This is a genomic window from Ruminococcus sp. J1101004sp1_RTP21198st1_B9_RTP21198_201120, assembly GCF_040924245.1.
Classification (GTDB): domain Bacteria; phylum Bacillota; class Clostridia; order Lachnospirales; family Lachnospiraceae; genus Blautia_A; species Blautia_A faecis.
Map to the genome: position 1 here is coordinate 100,924 of NZ_JBCOMI010000008.1, position 24,339 is coordinate 125,262.

Genomic DNA, 24,339 nt, shown 5'->3' on the forward strand with positions numbered 1-24,339 from the left:
CCATGCCAGAGAAAAAGAAACCAAGCTTTTTAAAAAGTCTGCGTTTTCGTATTCTGATCATTCTGGTCATTCTGGGAATCGTACCAAGTGTCATTGTTGCTCATGTGATGGTGGCGGCCTATGAGAGCAAGGCTGTGGCTGTCCGTAAGCAGACTGTTGAGAAGCAGTGTGACATTCTGTGTAACCTGTTAATTAAAGAGAATTATATGAATGACTCCAGCTCGCAGGATGTAAACAGCAAGCTGGAGTTGTTGTCTAATGTGTATGACGGCAGAATTCTGTTAGTTGACAGGGATTACAGGATTATCAAGGATACCTATGGCGTAGATGAGGGAAAAACTTTGATCTCCACTATGGTGATCAAATGCTTCAAAGGTGAGGAAGCCAGCCGCTATAATAGTAAGACACAGAAGATTGAGATGGCTCTCCCTGTGAAAAGCCCGGAGGTGAAGCAGCTTCAGGGTGCTATGCTGATCAGCTTTTCCTCCAATGAAATTGCAGAGAATATTCTGGAGCTGGAACAGAAGAGTCTTCTGATCACAGGAATCATTATTGTGCTGGCGGTCCTTCTTGGATATGTGCTTTCTACGGTTCTTGTAAAGCCGTTTGCCAGAGTTACCAAGTCCATTGAGGATTTGACGGATGGATACCAGAATGAGGAGATTTCTGTCCCGGATTATACAGAGACAGCACTTATTACGGATGCGTTCAACAAAATGCTTTCCAGAATGAAGATTCTGGATGAGTCCAGAAATGAGTTTGTTTCCAATGTGTCCCATGAGCTGAAGACACCGCTTACCTCCATGAAGGTACTTGCCGATTCACTGGTGGGCCAGGAAGGGGTGCCGGAGGAGCTGTATCAGGAGTTTATGGGAGATATCACTGCAGAGATTGATCGGGAGAATAAGATCATCACAGACCTGCTTTCTCTTGTAAAAATGGATAAGAAAGCAGCTGATCTGAATGTGGAGCACCTGAATATCAATCAGCTTCTGGAGGATATCTTGAAGAGACTCCGTCCAATTGCAGATAAGAGGCACATTGATCTGATCCTGGACAGTTTCCGCCCTGTTGAAGCAGATGTGGATGAGGTAAAGTTTACTCTTGCCGTGAGCAATCTGGTTGAGAATGGTATTAAATACAATGTGGATGATGGCTGGGTTCGTGTAACCCTTGACGCTGACCATAAATATTTCTATGTGAAGGTTGCAGATTCCGGAATGGGCATTCCGGAGGAGTCCATCGGAAGAATTTTTGAACGTTTTTACCGCGTAGACAAATCCCATTCCAAAGAAATTGGCGGCACAGGTCTTGGACTTGCGATTACCAGAAGTGCTGTGACCATGCACCATGGAACTATTCAGGTGGCAAGTAAGGAAGGCGAGGGAACCACCTTTACTGTCCGCATTCCTTTATCATATATTCCGTAGGAGGTGCCAGATGAAGAAATTATTGAGTACAGCGATGGCTCTGGTTCTGATCATTGGCCTTCTTACCGGATGCTCGGTGGAAAGCCAGGGCGAGAAGACTGAAAGTGTCAGTAATCAGTACTATCTATATTACCTGAACAAAGATGAAACGAAAGTAACAAAGACAAGATATTATCCGGAGCAGGAAAGTGCGGAATTTATGCTCCAGGATTTAATGGGAATCCTGAATGGACAGGAGAGCAGCGGCGAGAACCTGCCTTTGCTTCCAGCAGGAGTTCAGCTGGTGACTTACCGCTTAAATGAATCCCTTCTGGAATTGGAGTTTAATGCAGATTACAGTAATATTTCCCGAACCAGGGAGATTCTGGTGCGCGCAGGTGTGGCAAGAACATTTCTTCAGATCCCAGGAATCACCGGCATAAAGATTTTTATAGGAAATCAGGAGCTTACCGATTCCAAGGGACAGGCTGTAGGCGTGCTTGACGGCAACACTTTTGTAGAAATGTGGGGCTCTGATAAAGATGCGTATCGGTATGATACTTTTACTCTGTATTTTACAGACAAGACAGGAGAGCATCTTGTGGCAGAACAGAGAAATGTATATTATAAGAGAATTCTGCCAAGAGAGAGAGTAATACTGGAACAGCTTGCCAAAGGACCGATGGTGAAAGGGCATTATCCAACAATTCCGCAGGATACGGATATTCTGGGAATAGAGGTGTCTGATAATGTGTGCTATGTGGATTTTAGTTCCGCTTTTTCAGATTCAGGAATTGATATTCCGGTGAACACCATGATTTATTCCGTGGTAAATTCTCTTCTGGATACGACATCTGCTGATAAAGTGCAAATTTCAATCGAAGGTGATACAGAGGCTAAGTTAAGTGATGGAACATCTTTGTACAGTCTTTTCAGTAAAAATACAGATCTGATCCTGAAAGAGAATTAGAGCGTGTTTGAAAAAATCAATCAATAACGCTTATAAAATGAAATACTAAAGGAGTTTATAAATGACGAAAAGACCGCTTTGCATGGTGTGTCTGGTCTTGATGCTCCTTATGTGTGTGGCCGACCGGGCAGGATTTCCACTGATCCGAGGAAATCCTGTGCCGGAAAATGTGGACTCCTGGATCCGGAAGCATCCCAAGGTCACAATCTGCGGAGAAGTGACACAGACCACAGAAAATGAATTTTCACAATCTGTTTATCTTAGCAATACATATCTGATTTATCAACCAAAGAAGAATCAATCAAAGGAAAATCAACCGAAGAAAATATCTATTGAAAATGTAAAAGTATTTTTAAAGAAAAAAGAAGATGTTCCGGCAGGAACTGTTGTTTTGGTGTCTGGAAATCTGGAGAGAGTAGGTGAGATGCGAAATCCAGGAGAATTTGATGCCAGACAGTACTACGCCAGTCAGCATATTTTCTATTTTATGAAAAAGGCGGAATTGTTAAAAAAATCGGAAAATTATTCTGCTTATCGACAAGGTATGAATGATCTAAGAAAATATTTCAGTGAAGTTCTGAATGGAATTGGTGGAAAAGAAGCTGGGATTTTTCAGGCAATTGTTCTTGGGGATAAAAGCAGCCTGGATGAGGAAGTGAAGCTTCGCTACCAGATGGCTGGTATTGTGCATGTTCTGGCAATTTCAGGGCTGCACATCAGCGTGATTGGAATGGGAATTTATAATCTTCTGATGAAGACGGGAATGGGAATCTGGCCGTCTGGGATAATTGCCCTGCTGATTTTGCTTCAATACGGTGTGATGACTGGTGGAAGTGTGTCTACTATGCGTGCGGTCTGTATGTTTTTGATATCTGTAGGGGCGAAAATAACCGGAAGGATTTATGATCTGCCAACGGCGCTGGCTGTTTCGGCTATGTTAATTCTTGGAGATTCAGGAGCATATTTATATAACAGTGGGTTCCTTTTGTCATTTAGCGCGGTAGCAGGAGCTGGCGTAGTGGTTCCTGCATTAACAAAGAGTATGGATTCATCCCGGATTGAAAAAGGGAAAAATGAGCGGAGAAGAAAGAGTGCATGGAAAAGACATGCTGGAAAAAAGTTTAAAGATATTTGCTGTATGATTTTAGGAAAACATACAGGGCAAATATATGAAAAATTCGCCAGAGGTTTTTGCAAAGCAAATCTGGCTTTAGGCGCATCTATAGGAATACAGCTGACCATGCTTCCTGTTTCCTTATATTTTTTCGGAGAAGTTTCACTGGTTGGAATTTTTTTAAATTTGCTGGTGCTTCCTACAGTAGGAATTGTTCTGGGAAGCGGAGCTACTGGATTGCTTGCAGGGTGTGTAAGCTTTTCTGTTGGGCGTGTTGTGATTTTGCCTGGAAAGGTTCTTGCTGGAATTTATGAAGAGTTATGTAAACTATCCGGAAATCTGCCTTTTGGTATCTGGATCACAGGACAACCAAAGCTGTGGCAGGTGGCTGCATATTATATTTTGTTTGCAGGAGCAGTCTGGATACTTACACAGAAAAGAAAGCGGGAGAGAAAAATAATTGCTTTCGTAGTTGCATGTCTGGCCATATCTATTCTTATATGGCGTGAGCCGGAACCATTTTCTGTCAGCTGTCTGGATGTGGGACAGGGCGACGGGCTTGTGCTGCGGACGCCGGAAGGAAATTGTTTTCTTGTGGATGGTGGAAGCACAAACAAATCAGGTGTGGGACAATATCAGATTTTACCTTATCTGAAAAATCAGGGGATTTCTCAGATTGATGGAATTTTTATATCTCATACAGATCAGGATCATATCAGTGGTGTACAGGAAATATTGGAGATGGCTGTAAAAAAACTGAATTCAGTAAAATTGGGATGTTTGTATCTGCCCGAGTGGGAAAATCCCCCTGCTGCATGGGAAAAACTGAAACAGACAGCAAAAGAGGCCGGAATTCCAGTGAGAACCCTGAAGGAAGGAGACTGCCTGAATGCAGGTAAATTGCAATTGCAGATAATTGCTCCTGCGGTCAGTGCTTCTGGCGCAGATGTAAATGAAGATGGCATGGTGATTAAAGTAAAATATGAGGAGTTTCTTGGTCTTTTGACAGGTGATATCGGGGAAGAAACAGAAAAGAAATTGCTGGAATTGGGAGTGTTGGAAGATGTGGACTTTTTGAAGGTGGGACACCATGGCTCCCATTACTCTACCTGTCAACAGTTTCTTGATACAGTGCGCCCGGAATATGCTGTGATTTCCTGTTCTTCTACCAATACTTATGGTCACCCGTCACCGGAAATTACGAAACGCCTGGAAGAAGCCGGATGCCAGACAAGTTTTACTATGGAAAGCGGTGCTGTAAAAGTTTGCTGGGAGAAAGAGAGGATAAGGATTAAGAAATTTTTGGAAAAGGGAAATGGTTTGTAGATCGAAAAAGGTACTTTTATAAAGACACAATTTGTGGTATGGTTTAATAGAATGTCGGATACAGCTCTATCCTCCCTGGCAGAAAGAGTTTGGGGGGGCTACTGGTCAGATCAGATCGTGAATAGTAACCTTTTGGGAAAAGTCCTGACCGACAAGAAGATAACAGGAGCGTACATTTTGAAGAATATCCAGGAAGATATAAAGACGGGTAATTTTAAACAGGCGTATTTGCTGTATGGTGAGGAAGCTTACCTGAAACAGCAGTATAAACATAAACTGGTACAGGCACTGAATCCGGAAGATGACACCATGAATTTTAATCATTATGAGGGTCGGAACATTGATGTGAAGGAATTGATCGACCTTTGTGAGACCATGCCTTTTTTTGCGGACCGTAGGGTGATTCTGTTGGAAGATACCGGATTTTTTAAGAATAAATGTGATGAACTGGCTGATTATATGAAAGAACTGCCAGACTATCTTTGCCTCATTTTTGTGGAAAATGAGGTGGACAAAAGAAACCGTATGTATAAAGCTGTAAAGGCAGCAGGAAGAATCGGAGAATTTGTGCAGCAGGATGAGAAAACGCTAATGCGCTGGGCTGCCGGGCTTCTGAAAAAAGAAGGCAAGATGATCACCCAGCGGGATATGGAGCTTCTTCTTACCATGACTGGTGTGGACATGGGAAATCTGCGGATGGAGCTGGAAAAGATAATTTCCTATACCGGTGACCGGGATGTGGTAACGGGAGAGGACATTCTGGAGATTTGTACCACTCAGACCCAGAATAAGATTTTTGATATGGTCCGGGCAGTGACGGAGAAAAATCAGAAGAGGGCACTGGATCTGTATTATGATCTTCTTACGCTGAAAGAGCCCCCGATGAGAATCCTTTTTCTTTTGGCGAAACAGTTTCGCCAGCTGCTTTTGGTAAAAGAATATGCAGAAGAAGGAATCCCTCAGCCGGTGATGGCATCAAGACTGGGAGTGCCGTCTTTTGTGGCGAAAAATATTGCAGTCTGTGCAAGATCCTATAGAATCAGTGAACTTCGTCAGGCAGTGACGGATTTTGTGGATGCAGAGGAAGCTGTGAAGACAGGCAGATTGCAGGATGTGCTTAGTGTGGAATTACTGATTGTGAAGTATAGTTCAGCCAGAAGATGACGCTTTGGTGCAGGCTATGATGTTTGCAAAAATAGGCAGTGGGCTGAACAGGAATGAAAAAAATACAGAAAAAAGGCAGTCGATGACGGTTCGACTGCCTTAATTTTCACTTATAAGCTTATAACTAAAAATTCAGATATCTATTAGCCAATGCTGTTAACGGCTTTGGATAAACGGGAAACTTTTCTTGCGCAGTTGTTTTTGTGATAAACACCTTTGGAAGTTGCTTTGCTGATTGTAGAGATAGCCTCTTTTAATGCAACCTCTGCTGCTGCCTTATCGTTGTTTGCTACTGCCGCGTCAACTTTTCTGATGGAAGTCTTAACAGCAGAACGGATGGATTTGTTTCTCGCAGCTTTTGTTCTGTTAACTAAAATTCTCTTTTTTGCAGATTTGATGTTAGCCAATTCGTACACCTCCAATTCGTGAATGATGATTAATTTTTTGCACCATAAGAACAGACACGGGCGTTCCTATGAACATGCTTATATAGTTTATAATAATTACCTTGGATTGTCAATACATATTTTTACAAAAATGCTTGACATACATATTTTTGCAAAAAAGTGGGGAGATTATATAAAAATCGAAAGGTGTGGCTGTGAAAGGTATGAATTGCAATGAGAAATACATTTTGCACATAGAAAACAGCAGGGCGGAGCCGGTGATATGGGAGAATTTGGGAAAGTATGGAGGAACTGATATGCTGGGAACTTATAAGATCAGAACCGATTTGGCGGTAGAGGCAAGAGAACGCTTTACAGAGGACAATGTAGAAGTGCGCGGGGTGGAGGTTCAGGAAGATTATAATGAGGAAAAAGACATTCGAACCACTGTGGTGAAAATAACCACGGAAAATGGTGCTAGGGCGATGGGGAGGCCTCAGGGGACATATATTACAATTGAATCGGAAGGGCTTTCAGCGCCAGATGAGGACTATCACAGGGAAGTGTCTGAAGAACTTTCCAGACATTTACGCCAGCTGATCGGTCTGGAAAAGGAAAAGTCCGTGCTTATTGTTGGGCTTGGAAATCCGGGTATTACGGCGGATTCATTGGGACCGGAAGTAATTGGGAATCTTCATATGACACGCCATCTGATCCGCGAGTATGGACTGAAAAGTACAGAAAAGCAGATTCTTCATGCAATCAGCGGAATTGTTCCAGGAGTAATGGGGCAGACTGGAATGGAAACTTCGGAAATCGTGGAGGGCGTGGTGGAAATAACACGGCCAGATGTAGTGATCGCTGTGGATGCTCTTGCCGCAAGAAATACCAGGCGCCTTAATCGGACCATTCAAATCACGGATACAGGAATTACTCCGGGATCAGGGGTGGGAAACCACAGAAATGGTCTTACAGAAGAAAATCTGAATGTAAAAGTGATTGGGATCGGAGTGCCTACGGTGGTGGATGCGGCGACTATTGTTCATGATTCTATGGCTCATTTGCTTGAGACACTGGACGAGGCCGAACAGAAAGAATTTTTGGAAGAAATGATTTCCCCACATCTTCATGGAATGTTTGTGACGCCGAAAGATGTGGACGAGACCATAAAATATCTGAGTTTTACGATTTCAGAAGGATTAAATATGACTTTTGCAGAGATCTATTAGAGCGTGTTTGAAAAAGGCTTTCTGCAAGATGTGCGTCACAATTTGTGGGAGATTTTGCCTAGATGAGGGCATCGTAGCGGGCTACGGCAATCGAATTCGGGTGAAATCTCCAGCAAAGTGGGCGTGCAGATTGCGGGAATGATTTTTCAAACACGCTCTGGCGCATGAAGCTGATGTAAAGGTGGTGAGCTGTGGAAAAATACTGAAAATATGGAAAGTTAGCCTAAAAAAAGAAACATACGGAGGAAAAATCTGTCATAGGATAACCTTAAAGAGGTGATTTCGTGACAAAAGTCCAGAAGGTTTTCTGCGTGTTTCTTTGTCTGTGTTTTTTTGCGGTTCTGGCTATGCTGCCAGGACCTTTTTCCATGCGGGAAATTGTGCATAATGTGTACAGGCAGTTTCCGTTCTATTATTTTACAGAGGAAAAAGCACAGGAAACCTGGATGGAAATGGATGGGGAAACTCTGGCTGAGATTGAGAAGAGAAATGGAGCATATTTAGAAGAAGTTGCAGAGAATGAGCGTAATTTGCGAGAGGAAAATGCAAAGAAATCCAAGGAAGCCAATCTGGAAAAAAACAGCAGTGTTTCTGAGGAAAGTAAAAAAATAAATAATACAGATAAAATAGAAAATAAAGATAACTCTGAGATGTCAGAAATCATAGAAAATAGTGAAAATCACTTAAAGTCAGAAACTCAGCCTGCAAATACCCTTCCTCAGTCTAACATCGTTCTCCCGCATCCAATTCTGGATCTGTCCAGAGACAAGCTGTCGGATTACGATTATCTAATGAACAATTTTTACATTGTAGATGAGAACACAGATGCATCTGCCGTAAAAATAAATGCTGCTGAATTTCTGGCAGAGGATTTTTCCTTGAGTCATGGACCGTTGGAGCCGCAGATTCTAATTTATCACAGTCACTCCCAGGAAACGTTTTCCGATTCCAGGAAAGGAGAAGAGGAAGATACGATTGTGGGTGTTGGAAATTATCTGACCAGTTTGCTGTCAGAAAAATATGGTTATCAGGTGATCCATATAAAAGAAGCTTTTGATATGATGAGCGGAGAACTGGATCGGAATAAGGCCTATAATTATGCTTGTGATTACGTAGAAAAGGTTTTGGAAGAAAATCCGTCTGTGGAGGTGGTTATTGATCTGCACAGAGATGGCATCGATGAAGACAGACGGCTGGTAACTGAAATAAACGGAAAAGATACTGCGCAGATTCTTTTTTATAATGGCCTTAGCTACACGAATGACCAGGGGAAGGTTTCTTATTTGCCAAATCCTTACATACAGGACAATCTTGCTTTTTCTTTTCAGCTGGAATATCAGGCGGCGTTGTATTATCCTGATTTTTACAGAGGGATTTACCTGGCGGGCTTGCGCTACAATCTTCATTTACGAAAAAGAGCCCTGCTTCTGGAAGCCGGTGCCCAGACAAATACGGTGCAGGAAGTAAAAAACGCCATGGAACCCTTTGCAGACATTTTGAACAGAGTGTTAAAGGGCTGCGGAACAGGATAAAAATAATATAATTTATCCCGTCAAGAATGTTACTGTGAACGGAGTGAACAGGAACCATATAAAAGGAAGTGACAAACAGATTTAATCTGTGCTATAATCTCTTGATAGAATAAACAGTAAAGCATAACCAGAGGAGGAATGTCTGGAATGACAGACCAGAGTAAAATTCGAAATTTTTGTATTATTGCACATATTGACCACGGTAAATCTACACTGGCCGACAGAATTATAGAGATGACAGGACTTTTGACTGAGAGGGAAATGCAGGCCCAGGTTCTGGATAATATGGAACTGGAGAGAGAACGTGGAATTACCATCAAATCCCAGGCTGTCCGCACGGTATATCATGGAAAAGATGGAGAAGAGTATATTTTCAATCTGATCGATACACCTGGACATGTGGATTTTAACTATGAAGTTTCACGAAGCCTTGCAGCCTGCGACGGTGCCATCCTTGTAGTTGACGCTGCACAGGGAATTGAAGCGCAGACGCTGGCAAATGTTTATATGGCACTGGATCATGATCTTGAGGTTATTCCAGTAATCAATAAGGTTGATCTTCCAAGTGCAGAGCCAGAGCGTGTTATCAATGAAATTGAGGATGTGATTGGACTTGAAGCCCAGGACGCACCGCAGATTTCTGCAAAAACAGGTCTGAATGTAGATCAGGTTCTGGAGCAGGTAGTGGCTAAGATCCCGGCACCTGCAGGAAATCCGGATGCACCGCTGAAGGCGCTTATTTTTGACTCCATTTATGATTCTTATAAGGGTGCCATTGTTTTCTGCCGAATGGTAGATGGAAAAGTCCGCAAAGGCACAACCATCCGTATGATGGCCACTGGATTTGTGGCAGAAGTTGTGGAAGTTGGGTATTTTGGAGCTGGGCAGTTTATTCCATGTGAGGAACTGACAGCTGGAATGGTAGGTTATATTACCGCCAGCATTAAGAACGTAAGAGACACTCGTGTTGGTGATACTATTACGGACAATAACCGTCCATGTGAGGAGGCTTTGCCTGGATATAAGAAAGTAAATCCAATGGTTTACTGCGGCCTTTATCCGGCTGACGGAGCGAAATACGGGGATCTTCGTGATGCTTTGGAGAAACTGCAGTTAAATGACGCCTCTTTATTCTATGAGCCGGAGACATCTGTTGCTCTTGGATTTGGTTTCCGCTGCGGATTTCTTGGATTGCTTCATCTGGAAATCATTCAGGAACGTCTGGAACGTGAATATGACCTGGATCTTGTTACTACAGCTCCAAGCGTTATTTACAAAGTACACAAGACAAACGGCGAAGTGATTGATCTGACAAATCCGACCAATCTTCCAGATCCATCTGAGATCGAATATATGGAAGAGCCAATCGTGAATGCTGAGATTATGGTAACTACAGAATTTATCGGTGCCATTATGGATCTTTGCCAGGAGCGCCGTGGTCAGTATCTTGGCATGGAATATATGGAAGAGACACGAGCTCTTCTGAAATATAAGCTTCCATTGAATGAGATTATTTACGATTTCTTTGATGCCCTGAAATCTCGTTCCAGAGGATATGCGTCTCTGGATTACGAACTTTGTGGTTATGAGAGAAGTGAGCTTGTGAAACTGGATATTCTGGTAAATAAAGAAGAAGTGGATGCCCTTTCTTTTATTGTGCATGCAGATACTTCTTATGAAAGAGGCCGCAAGATGTGCGAGAAGCTGAAAGATGAGATTCCGCGTCAGCTCTTTGAAATTCCAATCCAGGCCGCAATCGGAAGCAAAATCATTGCCAGAGAGACGGTTAAGGCTATGCGTAAAGATGTTCTTGCCAAGTGCTACGGCGGTGATATTTCTCGTAAGAAGAAACTTCTGGAAAAACAGAAGGAAGGTAAGAAGAGAATGCGCCAGGTTGGAAACGTAGAGATTCCGCAGAAAGCATTTATGAGCGTACTGAAACTGGATGAAAATTAATTGTTGTCAATCCTGTGGTGAAAAGCAACAAATAAAGGTGTCTGAGTGTGACTGATTGACATAAGATATATGCCAGCTGGCATCAGACGCGGAGGTATCCGATGAAAGCTAAGATACGTATTTTGATAAGAAGAATAAAGAGAAGTTATAAAAAAGACAGGGAACAGTGGATCAAGGGCGGGATTTTGACAGTGATCCTGCTGGTGATCGTAATTTTTGCAGGCAGCTGTGCATGTGGGAAGAAAACGGTGAAAGCACCAGACGCAGAGTCGCAGGGCGTAATGAAGATCACGCCGATCCCTACAGCAACACCTACGCCGGTACCTCGCCAGGTAAATAAAGATGCGGTAGCGCAAAGCGGAAGCGTGACTATGGTGAATGAGTATCTGGTTCAAAAAGAAGAGGGAAAGGCTGCAGGCAGCAGTAAGAGCGGCTCTTCAGAAGAGCAGACTGCTGCAGATTCGTCTGACAGCGGCAGTGATGCTACTGGAAATTCAACAGATGAAGAAACTGAGACCGGTAGTGGAGATTAATTTTACAGAAACAGCATTGTAAACAGAAGAAAATAAACAATGTGGAGAAAATCAGAATGGGAACAAAGAAGAATGGTTTGGAATTGTACCTTCACATCCCGTTTTGCATAAAGAAATGTGATTATTGTGACTTCCTGTCAGGTCCCTCTACCAGGGCCGGGCAGGAAGCTTATATTTATGCACTTTTACGGGAAATGGAGACGGTTTCAAAGAATCTGAAAAAACGTCCGGTAGATACAGTTTTCATTGGCGGGGGAACACCTTCTGTGCCGGAATGTGATGTAATGGAAAAGCTTTTACAGGGGCTGAGAGATTATTTTTTGTTTTCGGCGGATGCGGAGGTAACGATTGAAGCAAATCCTGGAACATTGACGCCTGAGAAACTTTCTATTTACAGAAAATACGGAATTAACCGGATCAGCATTGGCTTACAGTCGCCAAACAATAAGGAACTGGCTATGCTTGGAAGAATTCATAATTATGCACAGTTTCTGGAAAGCTTTCAGATGGCAAGAGAGGCTGGCTTTTCCAATATAAATGTGGATCTGATGTTTGCCATTCCGGGACAGTGTTATGAAGATTGGATAGAGAACCTTCGGATGGTGGCGGCACTTGGCCCGGAGCACATTTCGGCATACAGTCTTATTATTGAAGAGGGCACCCCTTTTTCCAGAAAAAAGCTGGATTTGCCTGATGAAGATACGGAGTACCGCATGTATGAAGATGTTGCTGTAGTTCTGAAAGAGTATGGCTATCATCAGTATGAGATTTCCAACTATGCAAAAGCAGGGTGTGAATGCAGACATAATGAAGGATACTGGCAGAGAAAGGATTATCTGGGGCTTGGGCTTGGAGCGGCTTCCTTATTGGGAAAGGAACGTTTTTCCAATACTTCCGATATGCAGGAATATCTGAAAAACAGCAGTGCACCAGAAAAAATTCGAAAAAACAGGGAACTTCTTACAAGAGAAGATGAGATGGCAGAGTTTATGTTTCTTGGACTTCGTATGACACAGGGCGTGTCCAAAAAGGAATTTCAGGAGTATTTTGGCACTGCAATAGAGAATATATATGGAGAAGTTCTGAAAAAATATAAGAAACAGGGACTGCTGTTGGAAGAAAGCGGCAGGATATTTTTATCAAGAGAAGGCATTCATGTGAGTAATGCAGTGATGGCAGATTTTTTGCTGTAAGTTTTGGTGGAAAAAGAATTTAGAAATGGTTGACGAACAAATGTTCTTGTGATATTCTTGAAGAACACATTAAGAAATATCTGAGCCGGAGGATTCCGGATCAGATCAGGATACAGGGAGTTACAGCCGGTGCTTTCCGGTTAAGAAATGGAGGAACAGATGGCAGCAGAGAATAAGAAACAGTTTATCAGAATCAGAGGAGCCAATGAGAATAACCTGAAGAATCTCAGTGTGGATATTCCCAGAGATAAGTTTGTAGTTCTTACCGGCTTAAGCGGATCAGGAAAGTCTTCACTGGCATTTGATACGATCTATGCAGAAGGGCAGAGAAGATATATGGAATCTCTGTCTTCCTATGCCAGACAGTTCCTTGGCCAGATGGAGAAGCCAGATGTGGAGAGTATAGAGGGACTTCCACCGGCTATTTCTATTGACCAGAAGTCTACTAACCGCAATCCCAGATCCACAGTAGGGACTGTGACAGAAATTTATGATTATTTCCGTCTTTTATATGCCCGCGTTGGTATTCCGCATTGTCCGAAGTGCGGCAAGGTGATCGCCAAGCAGACTGTAGACCAGATGGTGGATCAGATCATGGAATTGCCGGAGCGTACCAAGATCCAGCTTCTTGCACCGGTAGTACGAGGCCGCAAGGGCACCCATGCGAAATTACTGGATCAGGCCAGACGCAGCGGTTATGTGCGTGCGGAAATCGATGGAAATGTGTATGAACTTTCCGAGGAGATTACTCTGGACAAAAATATTAAACATACGATTGCTATTATTGTAGACCGTCTGATCGTGAAGCCTGGAATTGAGAAAAGACTTACAGATTCTCTTGAGACAGTATTGAATCTGGCTGACGGATTGGCTGTGGTGGATACCATGGATGGAAATTATATGAATTTCAGCCAGAGCTTTTCCTGTCCGGATTGTGGAGTCAGTATTGATGAGATCGAGCCCAGAAGTTTTTCATTTAATAACCCATTTGGGGCCTGCCCGGAGTGTCTTGGCCTTGGTTATAAGATGGAATTTGACCCGGATCTTATGATCCCGGATAAGTCTCTGAGCATTTCTGAAGGGGCTATTGTAGTGATGGGCTGGCAGTCTTGCACAGATAAGAGCAGTTTTACCAATGCTATTCTGAATGCCCTTTGCAGGGAATACGGTTTTGATCTGGATACACCTTTTAAAGATTATCCCAAGAAGATACAGGATATTATTCTATACGGCACAGGCGGACATTCTGTGAAGGTTTATTATAAGGGACAGCGCGGAGAGGGTGTTTATGATGTGGCTTTTCCAGGTCTTATAAGGAATGTGGAACAGCGCTATAAAGAGACTGGCTCTGAATCTATGAAACAGGAATACGAGAGCTTTATGCAGATCACTCCATGTAAAGCATGTAAGGGGCAGCGACTGAAGAAGGAGTCACTTGCTGTCACGGTAGCGGATAAGAATATTTATGAAATTACCAATATGTCCATTGATAAGCTGAAGAGATTTCTGGCAGAAATGCAGCTGTCTCCGCAGCAGCAGCTTATTGGAAGGCAGATACTAAAGGAGATCAGAGCCAGAGTGGGGTTCCTGGCAGATGTAGGTCTGGAGTACCTTTCCCTGGCACGTGCTACCGGTACTCTGTCTGGTGGAGAGGCACAGAGAATCCGTCTTGCTACCCAGATCGGTTCCGGCCTTGTTGGGGTTGCCTATATTCTGGATGAGCCAAGCATTGGTCTGCATCAGAGGGATAATGATAAACTTCTTGGAGCTTTGATGCACCTAAGAGATCTGGGAAACAGTCTTATAGTGGTTGAACATGATGAGGATACCATGCGCGCAGCGGACTGTATTGTAGATATCGGACCCGGTGCAGGAGAACATGGTGGACAGCTTGTTGGAATGGGCACTGCAGAGGAACTTATGCAGAATCCGAAGTCCATTACAGGAGCATATCTCAGCGGAAAACTGAAAATCCCGGTTCCGGAAGTACGAAAGGAACCTACCGGTTATCTGACTATTAAGGGGGCGGCAGAGAATAATCTCAAACATATAGACGTGGATATTCCTCTTGGAATTATGACCTGCATTACAGGTGTTTCCGGGTCAGGAAAGAGTTCTCTGATCAATGAAATCCTTTATAAACATCTTGCAAGAGATCTGAACAGGGCCCGCGTGATCCCGGGAAAGCATGATGAAATTATTGGAATAGACCAGTTGGACAAGGTAATTGCCATTGATCAGTCTCCAATTGGACGTACACCAAGATCTAATCCTGCTACTTATACAGGCGTGTTTGACCAGATCAGAGATCTTTTTGCTGCTACAGCAGATGCCAAGGCAAAAGGATATAAGAAAGGGCGCTTCAGCTTTAATGTAAAAGGCGGACGCTGTGAAGCCTGCAGTGGTGATGGTATTATTAAAATTGAAATGCACTTCCTGCCAGATGTTTATGTTCCTTGTGAAGTTTGCAAGGGTAAGCGCTATAACCGGGAAACTTTGGAAGTGAAGTATAAGGATAAGAGCATCTATGATGTACTGAATATGACAGTTGAGGAGGCAATGACGTTCTTTGAGAACGTTCCATCCATCAGAAGGAAGATAGAGACTTTATATGATGTAGGGCTTTCCTATATTCGTCTTGGACAGCCTTCCACCACTCTTTCCGGCGGAGAAGCACAGCGTATTAAGCTGGCTGCAGAGCTGAGTAAGCGCAGTACAGGTAAGACTATTTACATTCTGGATGAGCCTACTACAGGATTGCATTTTGCAGACGTTCAGAAACTGGTGGAGATTTTGCGACGACTTTCGGATGGTGGAAATACAGTTGTTGTAATTGAACACAATCTGGACGTGATCAAGACCGCTGATTATATAATTGATATCGGACCGGAAGGCGGAGATGGCGGGGGAACAGTTGTTGCCAAAGGGACACCTGAAGAAGTGGCGAAAAACCCAGCTTCTTATACAGGACGTTATGTTGCGAAATATTTGAAGTGATTCTGATAATAAACCTCTTTCCAATTGAAGCATTTTTGTTTATAATGGTACGAAGACTATTAATTATGAAAAATCTATGAGACAATTATAAAGTCACATCTGCAGAATGTGGTATTTATGATTACGGTTCGGGTTGTGAATGGTAATCATTTATTGCACAATTCTTGCAGAGAAAGTGTGACAATGTGTTTTGAGAGAAAGGGGAATTTAATGCCTGCCAGTGATATTGGAATTGACCTGGGAACCAGAAACAGTCAGGTATATTCTACTGGACGGGGACTGGTAGTCAGTGAGCCGTCTGTAGTGGTTTATGATAAGAACTCAGAGAAAATAAAAGCAATCGGTGAGGAAGCCAGACAGATGACCGGACATGTTTCATCCAATATGGAAGTAATCCGGCCAATCCGCCAGGGAGTGATCGTAGATTATACGGTTATGGAGAAGATGCTGAAGTATTTCATTTCCAAGGCAATGGGACGCCATGCCTTTCGAAAGCCTAGAATCAGTATCTGTATCCCCAGCGGAACCACAGAGATTGAAAGAAAGGCAGTAGAGGAAGCTACTTATCAGGCTGGAGCAAGGGAAGTGTTTCTTGTGGAAGAGCCGATTGCAGCTGCAATTGGTGCCGGAGTAGATGTGACGAAGCCTTTTGGTAATCTGATCGTGGATATAGGAGGCGGAACCACTGATGTTGCCGTGATTTCCATGGCTGGTTCTGTTGTGTCTGCTTCCGTAAAGGTTGCCGGAGATAATTTCGACCAGGCGATCATGAGTTATGTGAGAAAAAATCACAGTCTTTTTATTGGTGAAGAGGCCGCTGAGAACATAAAAATAAAAATCGGAACTGCCTGCCAGGAAGCATCTCCGCGGATGCTGGAGGTAAAAGGCAGAAATGTGATCACCGGACTTCCAAAGGTTGTAACTCTGACTTCTGAAGAAATCCGTATTGCATTGAAGGATGCTACCAATCAGATTGTAGAAACTGTGCACGGAGTGCTTGAGAAAACTCCACCGGAACTGGCTGCTGATATTGTAGACAGAGGAATTGTTCTTACTGGTGGCGGAGCATTGCTCCATGGAATGGACACCCTCATTGAGCAGAAGACTGGCGTAAGCACTCTTACTGTGCAGGATGCTATGTCTGCTGTTGTGGTGGGTACCGGTAAATATGCGGAAGTAATTACCAGGATGGAAGAATAATCTGGTTGCTGTGAAAATCGTAAACAGTAACATATAATTTGGCTATTCTGTTTTGCAAAAGATAAAATATTATGTAAACTATAATGAAAAGGGTACTGCGTTCTAGAGTGTGTTTGAAAAAGGCTTTCTGCAAAGTGTGGCGTGCAGATTGCGGGAATGATTTTTCAAACACACTCCGGCAGTGCCCTTTGGTTAGTGCTGGCGGCAGGAGAAGAACAAATGAGTGAGAAAGTTACAGGCTATATAGATCATGTCATATTCCGCAATGATGAAAATGGATATACAGTTATGGTCCTTAAGACCTCGGATTCAGAGGAAGAGCTGACCTGTGTAGGAACATTTCCCGACATTACACAGGGCGTGACCATTGAAGCTGAGGGACAGTTTTCCCAGCACCATATATACGGCAGACAATTTAATATCCAGTCTTATGCGGAAAAGGCACCAGAGGACACCCAGGCTATGGAACGTTATCTGGGTTCCGGAGCGATTAAGGGGGTAGGTGCAGCACTTGCTGCCAGAATTGTGCGGTGTTTTGGCGAGGATACCCTTAGAATAGTGGAAGAAGAACCGGAAAGGCTGGCGGAAGTCAAGGGAATCAGTGAGAAGAAAGCCAGAGAGATTGCAGTACAGGTGACTGAGAAGGCAGATATGCGAAAAGCCATGATGTTTCTGCAGAAATATGGCATTTCTCTGAATCTTGGAGCAAAGATATATCAGAAATATGGTCAGTCAGTATACAGTGTGCTTCAGGAGAATCCCTATCGTCTGGCAGATGATATCTCGGGAGTTGGCTTTAAAATTGCAGACACCATTGCGTCACGTATTGGTATACATGCAGATTCAGATTACAGGATCCGCAGCGGTATGATGTATACTCTTCTCCAGGCTTCAGGGGAAGGGCATGTATATCTTCCGAAGGACGAACTGTTTGACAGAGCTTCCCAGCTGCTTCAGGTAGATGTTTCTTATATGGAGAAACATCTGATGGATATGGCAATTGACCGGAAAGTTGTTTTAAAAGAGAATGACAGAGAGGTACTGGTTTATCCAAGCCAGTATTACCGCTTGGAGCTGAATACAGCAAGAATGCTTACTGAATTGAATATCCGTTATCCGCAGAATGAGCAGATGATGGAGCGAAGAATTGCCCAGATTGAGAAAGAAACAGGTACTGTTTTGGAGGAAATGCAGAAGAAGGCTGTTATAGAGGCTGCTGGAAATGGTCTTTTTATCCTTACAGGAGGACCAGGTACCGGTAAAACTACTACGATCAATGCAATTATTCGTTTTTTCGAGGGCGAAGGTGCAACTCTTCGTCTGGCAGCACCTACAGGACGCGCAGCCAAGCGGATGACAGAAGCTACAGGTTATGAAGCACAGACAATACATCGGCTTCTGGAATTGAACGGTGTGCCGGATGAGGATGGCAGAGAGTCTCAGGGTGTTCATTTTGAACGGAATGCAGAGAATCCGCTGGATACAGATGTAATCATTATTGATGAGATGTCCATGGTAGATATTTTTCTTATGCATTCACTGCTTCTTGCGGTGACTGCGGGAACCAGGATCATTCTGGTAGGAGATGAGAACCAGCTGCCAAGTGTAGGTCCGGGAAATGTGCTGCGGGATATTATTCACAGCGGTGTTTTTCCAGTAGTAGAACTGAAGAAAATTTTCAGGCAGGCCTCTCACAGTGATATTGTAGTAAATGCACACAAGATCCATAACGGAGAGCAGGTTTCACTTGATAACAAAAGCCGCGATTTCTTTTTCCTGAAGAGATATGATGCTGATATTATTATCCGTGTGGTCATCGCACTGATTCAGGAGAAACTGCCGAAGTATGTGGATGCAAGACCTTTTGAAATACAGGTTCTGACTCCAATGCGAAAGGGGCTTCTGGGCGTAGAGCGGATGAACCAGATCTTACAGAGATATCTGAATCCACCAGAACCAGGTAAAAAAGAGAAAGAAATTGGAGAACGGCTTTTCCGTGAGGGAGACAAGGTTATGCAGATCCGGAATAACTATCAGCTGGAATGGGAAGTCCGGGGGAAATACGGAATTCCTGTAGAAGAAGGGGTGGGCGTATTTAACGGAGATACTGGCATTCTGAAGGAGATCAATGAATTTGCGGAGACTGCCACTGTGGAATTTGAGGATGGCCGTTTCGTTGACTATTCTTTTAAGCAGCTGGAAGAATTGGAACTTGCCTATGCTATAACCATACATAAATCCCAGGGCTCAGAATATCCGGCAGTTATTCTGCCGCTCCTTTCCGGCCCCAAGATGCTGATGAACCGCAATCTTTTGTATACAGGTGTTACAAGAGCCCGGAAATGTGTTACTGTAGTTGGAAGTGAGGAGACTTTCGGGGAGATGATCCGCAATGAGAAGCAGCAGAAACGTTACAGCTCTCTTTGGGCAAGGATACAGGAACTTTCTGAATCTGTTGTACCCAAGACGGTGCCCTCTGTGTCACAGGATTCTTAGGAACAGCCATCAGTTGATCTGTCCGGACTGTGCCGGAGATTTAAGACCTGTATCGGGACCAAGGTGTTACAAATGCGGAAAACCGGTAAATGGGGATGAAGAATACTGCAGGGACTGCAGCGCTCATCCAGGCGCTTTTGACCAGGGACGCGGGATTTTTCTTTATGATGACCGGATGAGATACTCTATAATGAAATATAAATATTTTGGCTGTCAGGAATACAGCCGCTTTTATGGAAAAGCATTGTATATCTACGGAAAAGATCTGCTTGCAGTATGGAAACCACAGATAATTATTCCGGTTCCGCTCCATAGAAGAAAGCAGCGCATAAGAGGGTTTAACCAGGCTGAACTTCTGGCGAAGGAACTATCCCGTTATGCCGGGATTCCTGTAGATACTGCTATTCTAAAAAAGTGCCATGCTACCCGATCACAGAAAAAACTGGATGCGGCTGAAAGAAAGAAGAATCTTCAAAAAGCTTTTCAGGTTGTAGGAAATCCTTCAGGAATGCGTATCTTGCTTATTGATGATGTATATACTACTGGAAGTACCATGGATGTGCTGGCAAAGCTTCTGCTGGAAAAGGGAGCATCCCATGTATATTTTCTCACGCTGTGTATTGGAAACAACAGGTAAAAAAATGCTTTTCATGGCATGGGATATATGATACAATCATCCTGTATGAGTATAGCTTTTCAGCTTTAAAAGAAACGCATAAGGAGCCATTTATGATAAACGAAGAAAAAGTAAAGATAATGGACCGGCTTGCTGTATATGAGAAACAGGAAGGCAGAAAGTATCTTCCGGTAAGCAAGTACTACAGGAGTGATTATATTGGTCTGGCACTGATTAAGAATTTCTTTCTTGTAACAATTGGATATGGATTGATACTGGCTGTGCTTGCAGCGTATAATTTGGAATATCTGCTGGATAATGTGCACAAGATGGATCTGATCTCTCTTGGAGTTGTAGCCCTGGGGGGATATATAGGAATATTGGTATTATATTCTGTGCTGACATATATCCAGTACACTGTGAAGTACCATAAGGCGAAGAAGAGTGTGAAGCAGTATTACAGTCAGCTGACGAAATTAGAGAAGATCTATACTCGTGAAGAAAAGAAATTCGCAGGACGTGAAATGTCAGGAGGATATAGAAAATGACAGCATTACTTGAGTTAAAGCAGAAAATAAAAGAAATATACGGACAGTATGAAATGTATATCCTGCCTGTAATGAAGTTTGTTCTTGCACTGGTTTATTTCCTGTGGATCAATGCGAATATGGGATATATGTCTCGCCTGAATAATGTATTTTTAGTACTGATCCTGGCATTGATCTGTTCCATTTTGCCGTCTTCCGCTATGATGTATATTGGTTTTGTGCTGATCCTTGTGCACAGTTATGCACTTGGAATTGAAATTGCGGCATTTATGCTTGTTCTGATCCTTCTGATGATGATCTTTTTCCTGAGGTTCAGTGGTGAACAGAATGTAACATTTGTATTTACACCGCTTTCCTTTGCATTCAGCATTCCAGCATTACTTCCTATTGGAAGCGGACTTATGGAGAGCAGTTTATCTGCAATTCCGGCTGGCTGCGGTGTGGTTATGTATTATTTTATCCGTTTCTTAAGATCACAGTCAACAATCCTTGTAAATCCGGATCTGGAGATGACAGATAAGCTGCAGATCATGGCTGACGGTCTGGTACAGAACTGGGGAATGTGGATTGCAGTTGTTGCTTTTGTAGCAGTTATCCTTCTGGTACATCTGATCCGTACCCGCTCTTTTGATCATGCATGGAGGATATCTATTATTACAGGCGGTGTTGCCTATGTGTTTATAATGCTTGTTGGAAGTTTTGGAATGAACCTGAATGCAACTGTTGCAATGGTTCCGCTTCTGATCTGTACTATTGCAGCTGTTCTTCTGGCACTTGTGCTTGAGTTCTTTGCATTTGGAGGAGATTACAGCCGTGCAGAGCATCTGGAGTATGAGGATGATGAATACTTCTATTATGTAAAAGCAGTTCCCAAGGCTTCTGTTGCAACTTCCGAGAGAAGTATTAAGAAAATAAATGCAGAACCTGTTCGTGAAGAGCGCAAGGCAGAGGACAACTCTGGTACTTATGCCAATCCAATCTTCCGACAGGATGAGAAGCCTAAAAGAAAGAAAGCTTCTCCAGCAGCAGACAGAAAGCCAAGACAGGCAGAGAAACCTGCTGCTAAGGATGTTGATTTTGAAAAAAAACTTGAAGAATCTCTTAAAGATCTTTAAGATTACTGCTCGGCAGTGAATGGTAACAAAGAAAGGAGTACACTATGCAGGATATGGCAGTCAGATTATCAGGATATTTGTCAAAACTCTCCCTGCCCAGTCTGGGAGTAACAGACATACTGGAGATTGCCCTGATTTCCTTCTTTATCTATCAGTTTATGGTGTGGATCAAGTTTACCCGCGCTTATACTCTGTTGAAGGGAATTCTGATAGTACTCCTTTTTATTTTATTTGCATATGTGTTGAAAATGAATACGATCCTCTGGATCATCAAGAATCTTTCTACTATACTTCTTACCAGTGTAGTTGTTATTTTCCAGCCAGAACTTCGGAAAATGCTGGAACAGCTGGGACAGAAGAAATTTATGGCTTCTATTTTCCCTTTGGATGCTGGTAAAGAGGTACAGGAAAGGTTTACAGATAAAACCATCAATGAGCTTGTGAAGGCATGTTTTGACATGGGAGAAGCAAGAACTGGCGCATTGATCGTTATTGAGCAGAATATCCGCTTAAGTGAATATGAGCGTACAGGAATCAATGTGGATGCAGTTCTTACAAGTCAGCTCCTGATCAATATTTTTGAACATAATACACCACTCCATGATGGTGCAGTTCTGGTGCGTGGCAATCGAATTGTAGCAGCTACCTGTTATCTGCCTCTTTCCGATAATATGGAGCTGAGCAAACAGCTTGGAACCAGACACAGAGCTGGTGTGGGAATCAGTGAAGTAAGTGATTCCCTGACAATTATTGTTTCAGAAGAAACTGGGCAGGTGTCCATGGCCCAGAACGGACAGCTCAGTAGAGGTCTTACCAGTGCTGAACTGAGATCTGCATTGATCAAGGCTCAGAATAAAAAGGTTGTAACTAACAGTAAACTGCGTCATCTGTTGAAAGGAAGAATGAGACATGAAGAAGACAAAGCTGACTAGGAATTTTACCTTGAAGATCATGTCTGTTTTCATCGGATTTCTGATCTGGTTTATTGTGGTAAATGTAGACAATCCGGTATCTAGTAAAAGTATCACCATTGCCGGAGAAAATGTAGAACTTCAGAATACGGCTTATGTGGACAGTGCCAACATGATGTGTATGCAGGATGATGATCCGGATCCTATAAGGGTTACAATTACAGGAGAGAGAAGACTTCTTTCCAGGATTACACAGGCCAATATAACATTGACGGCAGATCTGCAGCAGGCAGGAAGCCTTGATACAGATCCGGTTATGGTTCCGATCACTGCCTCCTGTCCGGGAATCAGCCCTGAGAATATTAAAGTGACACCACAGTATCTCAGTGTCAGACTGGAAGAAAAAGTGACGCAGGAGTTTCTGGTTAATGTAAATTACGGTTCCAGCCAGCCGGGCAAAGGCTACGAGGTTGGTTCCCAGACTGCAAGTCCGGAGAAAGTTAAAATTACAGGTCCGAAATCTCTTGTGAATAAAATTGACAAAGTAAATGCGACCGTTGATGTTGATGGCAGAACAAAGGATTTTTCCGAAGAAGCAGAACTGAATATTATTGATAAGAATCAGGACAGTCTTGCCGGAAGAATGGCTTATCTCACCATAGATAATACTAAGGTTGTTGTTACAACTAAATTTTGGAAGATTCGTACTGGCGTTAATATTGGTGCGGACTATGTAGGTGTGCCGGCAGATGGCTATCAGGTGGAGAGTGTTACTACTGTTCCGGATACTGTAAGTATTGCGGGAACAGATGAGGCATTGGAGACTCTGAAGCAGAATGACAACACGATCTGGATAGGCGGTACTGATATTGATATTACAGGAGAGACAACAGATATTGAGAAGAAAGTCAGTCTGAAGGATGTGCTTCCTGAGGATGTGAAGCTGACAAGCGGAACCAGTGAGGACGTTTGGGTGAAGGTAAGTATTTTACCTATTGGAAGTCATTCATATGGTCTGCCATCTAATCAGATTACGGTAGATAACCTTGCTGATAACCTTTTGGTAACATTTGGAACAGATAAGATTGAAATCCGTGTGAAAGCAACAGATGGAGAGCTTGATGACTTTAATCTTGATGAAGTGAAAGCTTCTGTTGATCTGAAGGATATGGGAGTAGGAAGCTATCAGATTCCTGTGACTGTGAAACTGCCTAAGGGATTTGAACTTCTGGATGATGTGGTTGCAGATGTGACTATATCAGAAGTTTCCAATTCAGATACTAATAATGAATGAGCTGCTGTTTACGGATGACGTCTGGCGAAATATTGCCATGGATGCAGGAAACAGCAGCAATAAGGGAGAGAAACTATGGTAAGTGAGAAAGTAAGGGTGAACAATCCTTCCGGCCTTCATTTACGACCGGCAGGCATTCTTTGTAAAGAAGCTATGAAATATAAATCTTTTATAACATTTCAGTATGGTCAGGGGTCTGCCAATGCCAAAAGCGTGCTCAGTGTTCTGGGTGCGTGTGTGAAATGTGGTGATGAGATCACTATATTTTGCGAAGGCGAGGACGAGATAGAGGCTTTAAGAAATCTTGTAACTGTTATCAACAATGGTTTAGGAGAATAAGATTTACAACG

Annotated in this window: 19 protein-coding genes and 2 pseudogenes; 19 read left to right on the forward strand and 2 right to left on the reverse strand. The window is 43.1% G+C overall.

Going from position 1 to position 24,339, the window contains the following annotated elements; translation table 11 throughout:
- Positions 1 to 2: 2 nt before the first annotated feature.
- From AB5618_RS07195 to holA, 4 genes are all read left to right on the forward strand, one after another.
- Positions 3 to 1,430: a cell wall metabolism sensor histidine kinase WalK gene (locus tag AB5618_RS07195; protein WP_148461740.1), complete on the forward strand. Its 1,428-nt coding sequence runs from the start codon at positions 3 to 5 to the stop codon at positions 1,428 to 1,430.
- Between the two features lie 10 nt (positions 1,431 to 1,440).
- A complete protein-coding gene (locus tag AB5618_RS07200) occupies positions 1,441 to 2,379 on the forward strand; it encodes a GerMN domain-containing protein (protein WP_195477720.1) in 939 nt (312 codons plus the stop codon).
- 61 nt (positions 2,380 to 2,440) lie between these two features.
- Positions 2,441 to 4,819, forward strand: coding sequence for a ComEC/Rec2 family competence protein (locus tag AB5618_RS07205; RefSeq protein WP_226837375.1), 2,379 nt, complete (start codon positions 2,441 to 2,443; stop codon positions 4,817 to 4,819).
- 177 nt (positions 4,820 to 4,996) lie between these two features.
- Positions 4,997 to 5,983, forward strand: coding sequence for a DNA polymerase III subunit delta (holA, locus tag AB5618_RS07210; protein WP_256144289.1), 987 nt, complete (start codon positions 4,997 to 4,999; stop codon positions 5,981 to 5,983).
- A 143-nt stretch (positions 5,984 to 6,126) separates the two neighbouring features.
- Here the strand turns inward: holA and rpsT are convergent, their stop codons facing one another.
- On the reverse strand, positions 6,127 to 6,390 hold the full coding sequence (gene rpsT / locus AB5618_RS07215) for a 30S ribosomal protein S20 (protein WP_330382769.1): 264 nt from the start codon (positions 6,388 to 6,390) through the stop codon (positions 6,127 to 6,129).
- 296 nt (positions 6,391 to 6,686) lie between these two features.
- Between rpsT and gpr the strand changes: the two genes are divergently transcribed.
- On the forward strand, positions 6,687 to 7,598 hold the full coding sequence (gpr, locus tag AB5618_RS07220) for a GPR endopeptidase (RefSeq protein ID WP_118579888.1): 912 nt from the start codon (positions 6,687 to 6,689) through the stop codon (positions 7,596 to 7,598).
- On the opposite strand, the pseudogene AB5618_RS07225 reads toward gpr, so the two are convergent.
- Positions 7,552 to 7,764, reverse strand: a pseudogene (locus tag AB5618_RS07225) (DUF6783 domain-containing protein). The gene gpr and the pseudogene AB5618_RS07225 overlap by 47 nt on opposite strands.
- Positions 7,765 to 7,882: 118 nt before the next feature.
- On the opposite strand from AB5618_RS07225, the gene AB5618_RS07230 reads away from it, so the two are divergent.
- From AB5618_RS07230 to AB5618_RS07295, 14 genes and pseudogenes are all read left to right on the forward strand, one after another.
- On the forward strand, positions 7,883 to 9,130 hold the full coding sequence (locus AB5618_RS07230; protein ID WP_272105108.1) for a stage II sporulation protein P: 1,248 nt from the start codon (positions 7,883 to 7,885) through the stop codon (positions 9,128 to 9,130).
- A 147-nt stretch (positions 9,131 to 9,277) separates the two neighbouring features.
- A complete protein-coding gene (gene lepA / locus AB5618_RS07235; RefSeq protein WP_330382770.1) occupies positions 9,278 to 11,086 on the forward strand; it encodes a translation elongation factor 4 in 1,809 nt (602 codons plus the stop codon).
- A 101-nt stretch (positions 11,087 to 11,187) separates the two neighbouring features.
- Positions 11,188 to 11,619, forward strand: coding sequence for a hypothetical protein (locus tag AB5618_RS07240; protein WP_148461736.1), 432 nt, complete (start codon positions 11,188 to 11,190; stop codon positions 11,617 to 11,619).
- A 56-nt stretch (positions 11,620 to 11,675) separates the two neighbouring features.
- Complete coding sequence (hemW, locus tag AB5618_RS07245; protein WP_195992025.1) at positions 11,676 to 12,812, forward strand: radical SAM family heme chaperone HemW; 1,137 nt, start codon at positions 11,676 to 11,678, stop codon at positions 12,810 to 12,812.
- A gap of 159 nt (positions 12,813 to 12,971) precedes the next feature.
- Positions 12,972 to 15,809, forward strand: coding sequence for an excinuclease ABC subunit UvrA (gene uvrA, locus AB5618_RS07250; RefSeq protein WP_368366614.1), 2,838 nt, complete (start codon positions 12,972 to 12,974; stop codon positions 15,807 to 15,809).
- Positions 15,810 to 16,019: 210 nt separating this feature from the next.
- Positions 16,020 to 17,009 (forward strand): rod shape-determining protein, encoded by a 990-nt coding sequence (locus AB5618_RS07255; RefSeq protein WP_173773094.1) that lies wholly within the window; start codon positions 16,020 to 16,022, stop codon positions 17,007 to 17,009.
- Positions 17,010 to 17,135: 126 nt separating this feature from the next.
- Positions 17,136 to 17,189 (forward strand): annotated as a pseudogene (locus AB5618_RS07260) (DUF6783 domain-containing protein); the annotation flags it as partial.
- A gap of 39 nt (positions 17,190 to 17,228) precedes the next feature.
- A complete protein-coding gene (locus AB5618_RS07265; RefSeq protein WP_368366615.1) occupies positions 17,229 to 19,505 on the forward strand; it encodes an ATP-dependent RecD-like DNA helicase in 2,277 nt (758 codons plus the stop codon).
- On the forward strand, positions 19,402 to 20,142 hold the full coding sequence (locus tag AB5618_RS07270) for a double zinc ribbon domain-containing protein (RefSeq protein ID WP_368366616.1): 741 nt from the start codon (positions 19,402 to 19,404) through the stop codon (positions 20,140 to 20,142). The genes AB5618_RS07265 and AB5618_RS07270 overlap by 104 nt, the downstream gene beginning before the upstream one ends.
- Positions 20,143 to 20,234: 92 nt before the next feature.
- Positions 20,235 to 20,669, forward strand: coding sequence for a hypothetical protein (locus tag AB5618_RS07275; RefSeq protein WP_256144523.1), 435 nt, complete (start codon positions 20,235 to 20,237; stop codon positions 20,667 to 20,669).
- Entirely contained in the window at positions 20,666 to 21,784 is a 1,119-nt protein-coding gene (locus tag AB5618_RS07280; protein ID WP_368366617.1) for a hypothetical protein, read from the forward strand. Before AB5618_RS07275 ends, AB5618_RS07280 begins: the two co-directional genes overlap by 4 nt.
- 44 nt (positions 21,785 to 21,828) lie before the next feature.
- Positions 21,829 to 22,716 (forward strand): diadenylate cyclase CdaA, encoded by an 888-nt coding sequence (gene cdaA, locus AB5618_RS07285; RefSeq protein ID WP_334301936.1) that lies wholly within the window; start codon positions 21,829 to 21,831, stop codon positions 22,714 to 22,716.
- Complete coding sequence (locus tag AB5618_RS07290) at positions 22,694 to 23,989, forward strand: YbbR-like domain-containing protein (RefSeq protein ID WP_294671488.1); 1,296 nt, start codon at positions 22,694 to 22,696, stop codon at positions 23,987 to 23,989. Before cdaA ends, AB5618_RS07290 begins: the two co-directional genes overlap by 23 nt.
- A 75-nt stretch (positions 23,990 to 24,064) precedes the next feature.
- Positions 24,065 to 24,328: an HPr family phosphocarrier protein gene (locus tag AB5618_RS07295; protein ID WP_368366618.1), complete on the forward strand. Its 264-nt coding sequence runs from the start codon at positions 24,065 to 24,067 to the stop codon at positions 24,326 to 24,328.
- The last annotated feature ends 11 nt before the right edge of the window (positions 24,329 to 24,339 follow it).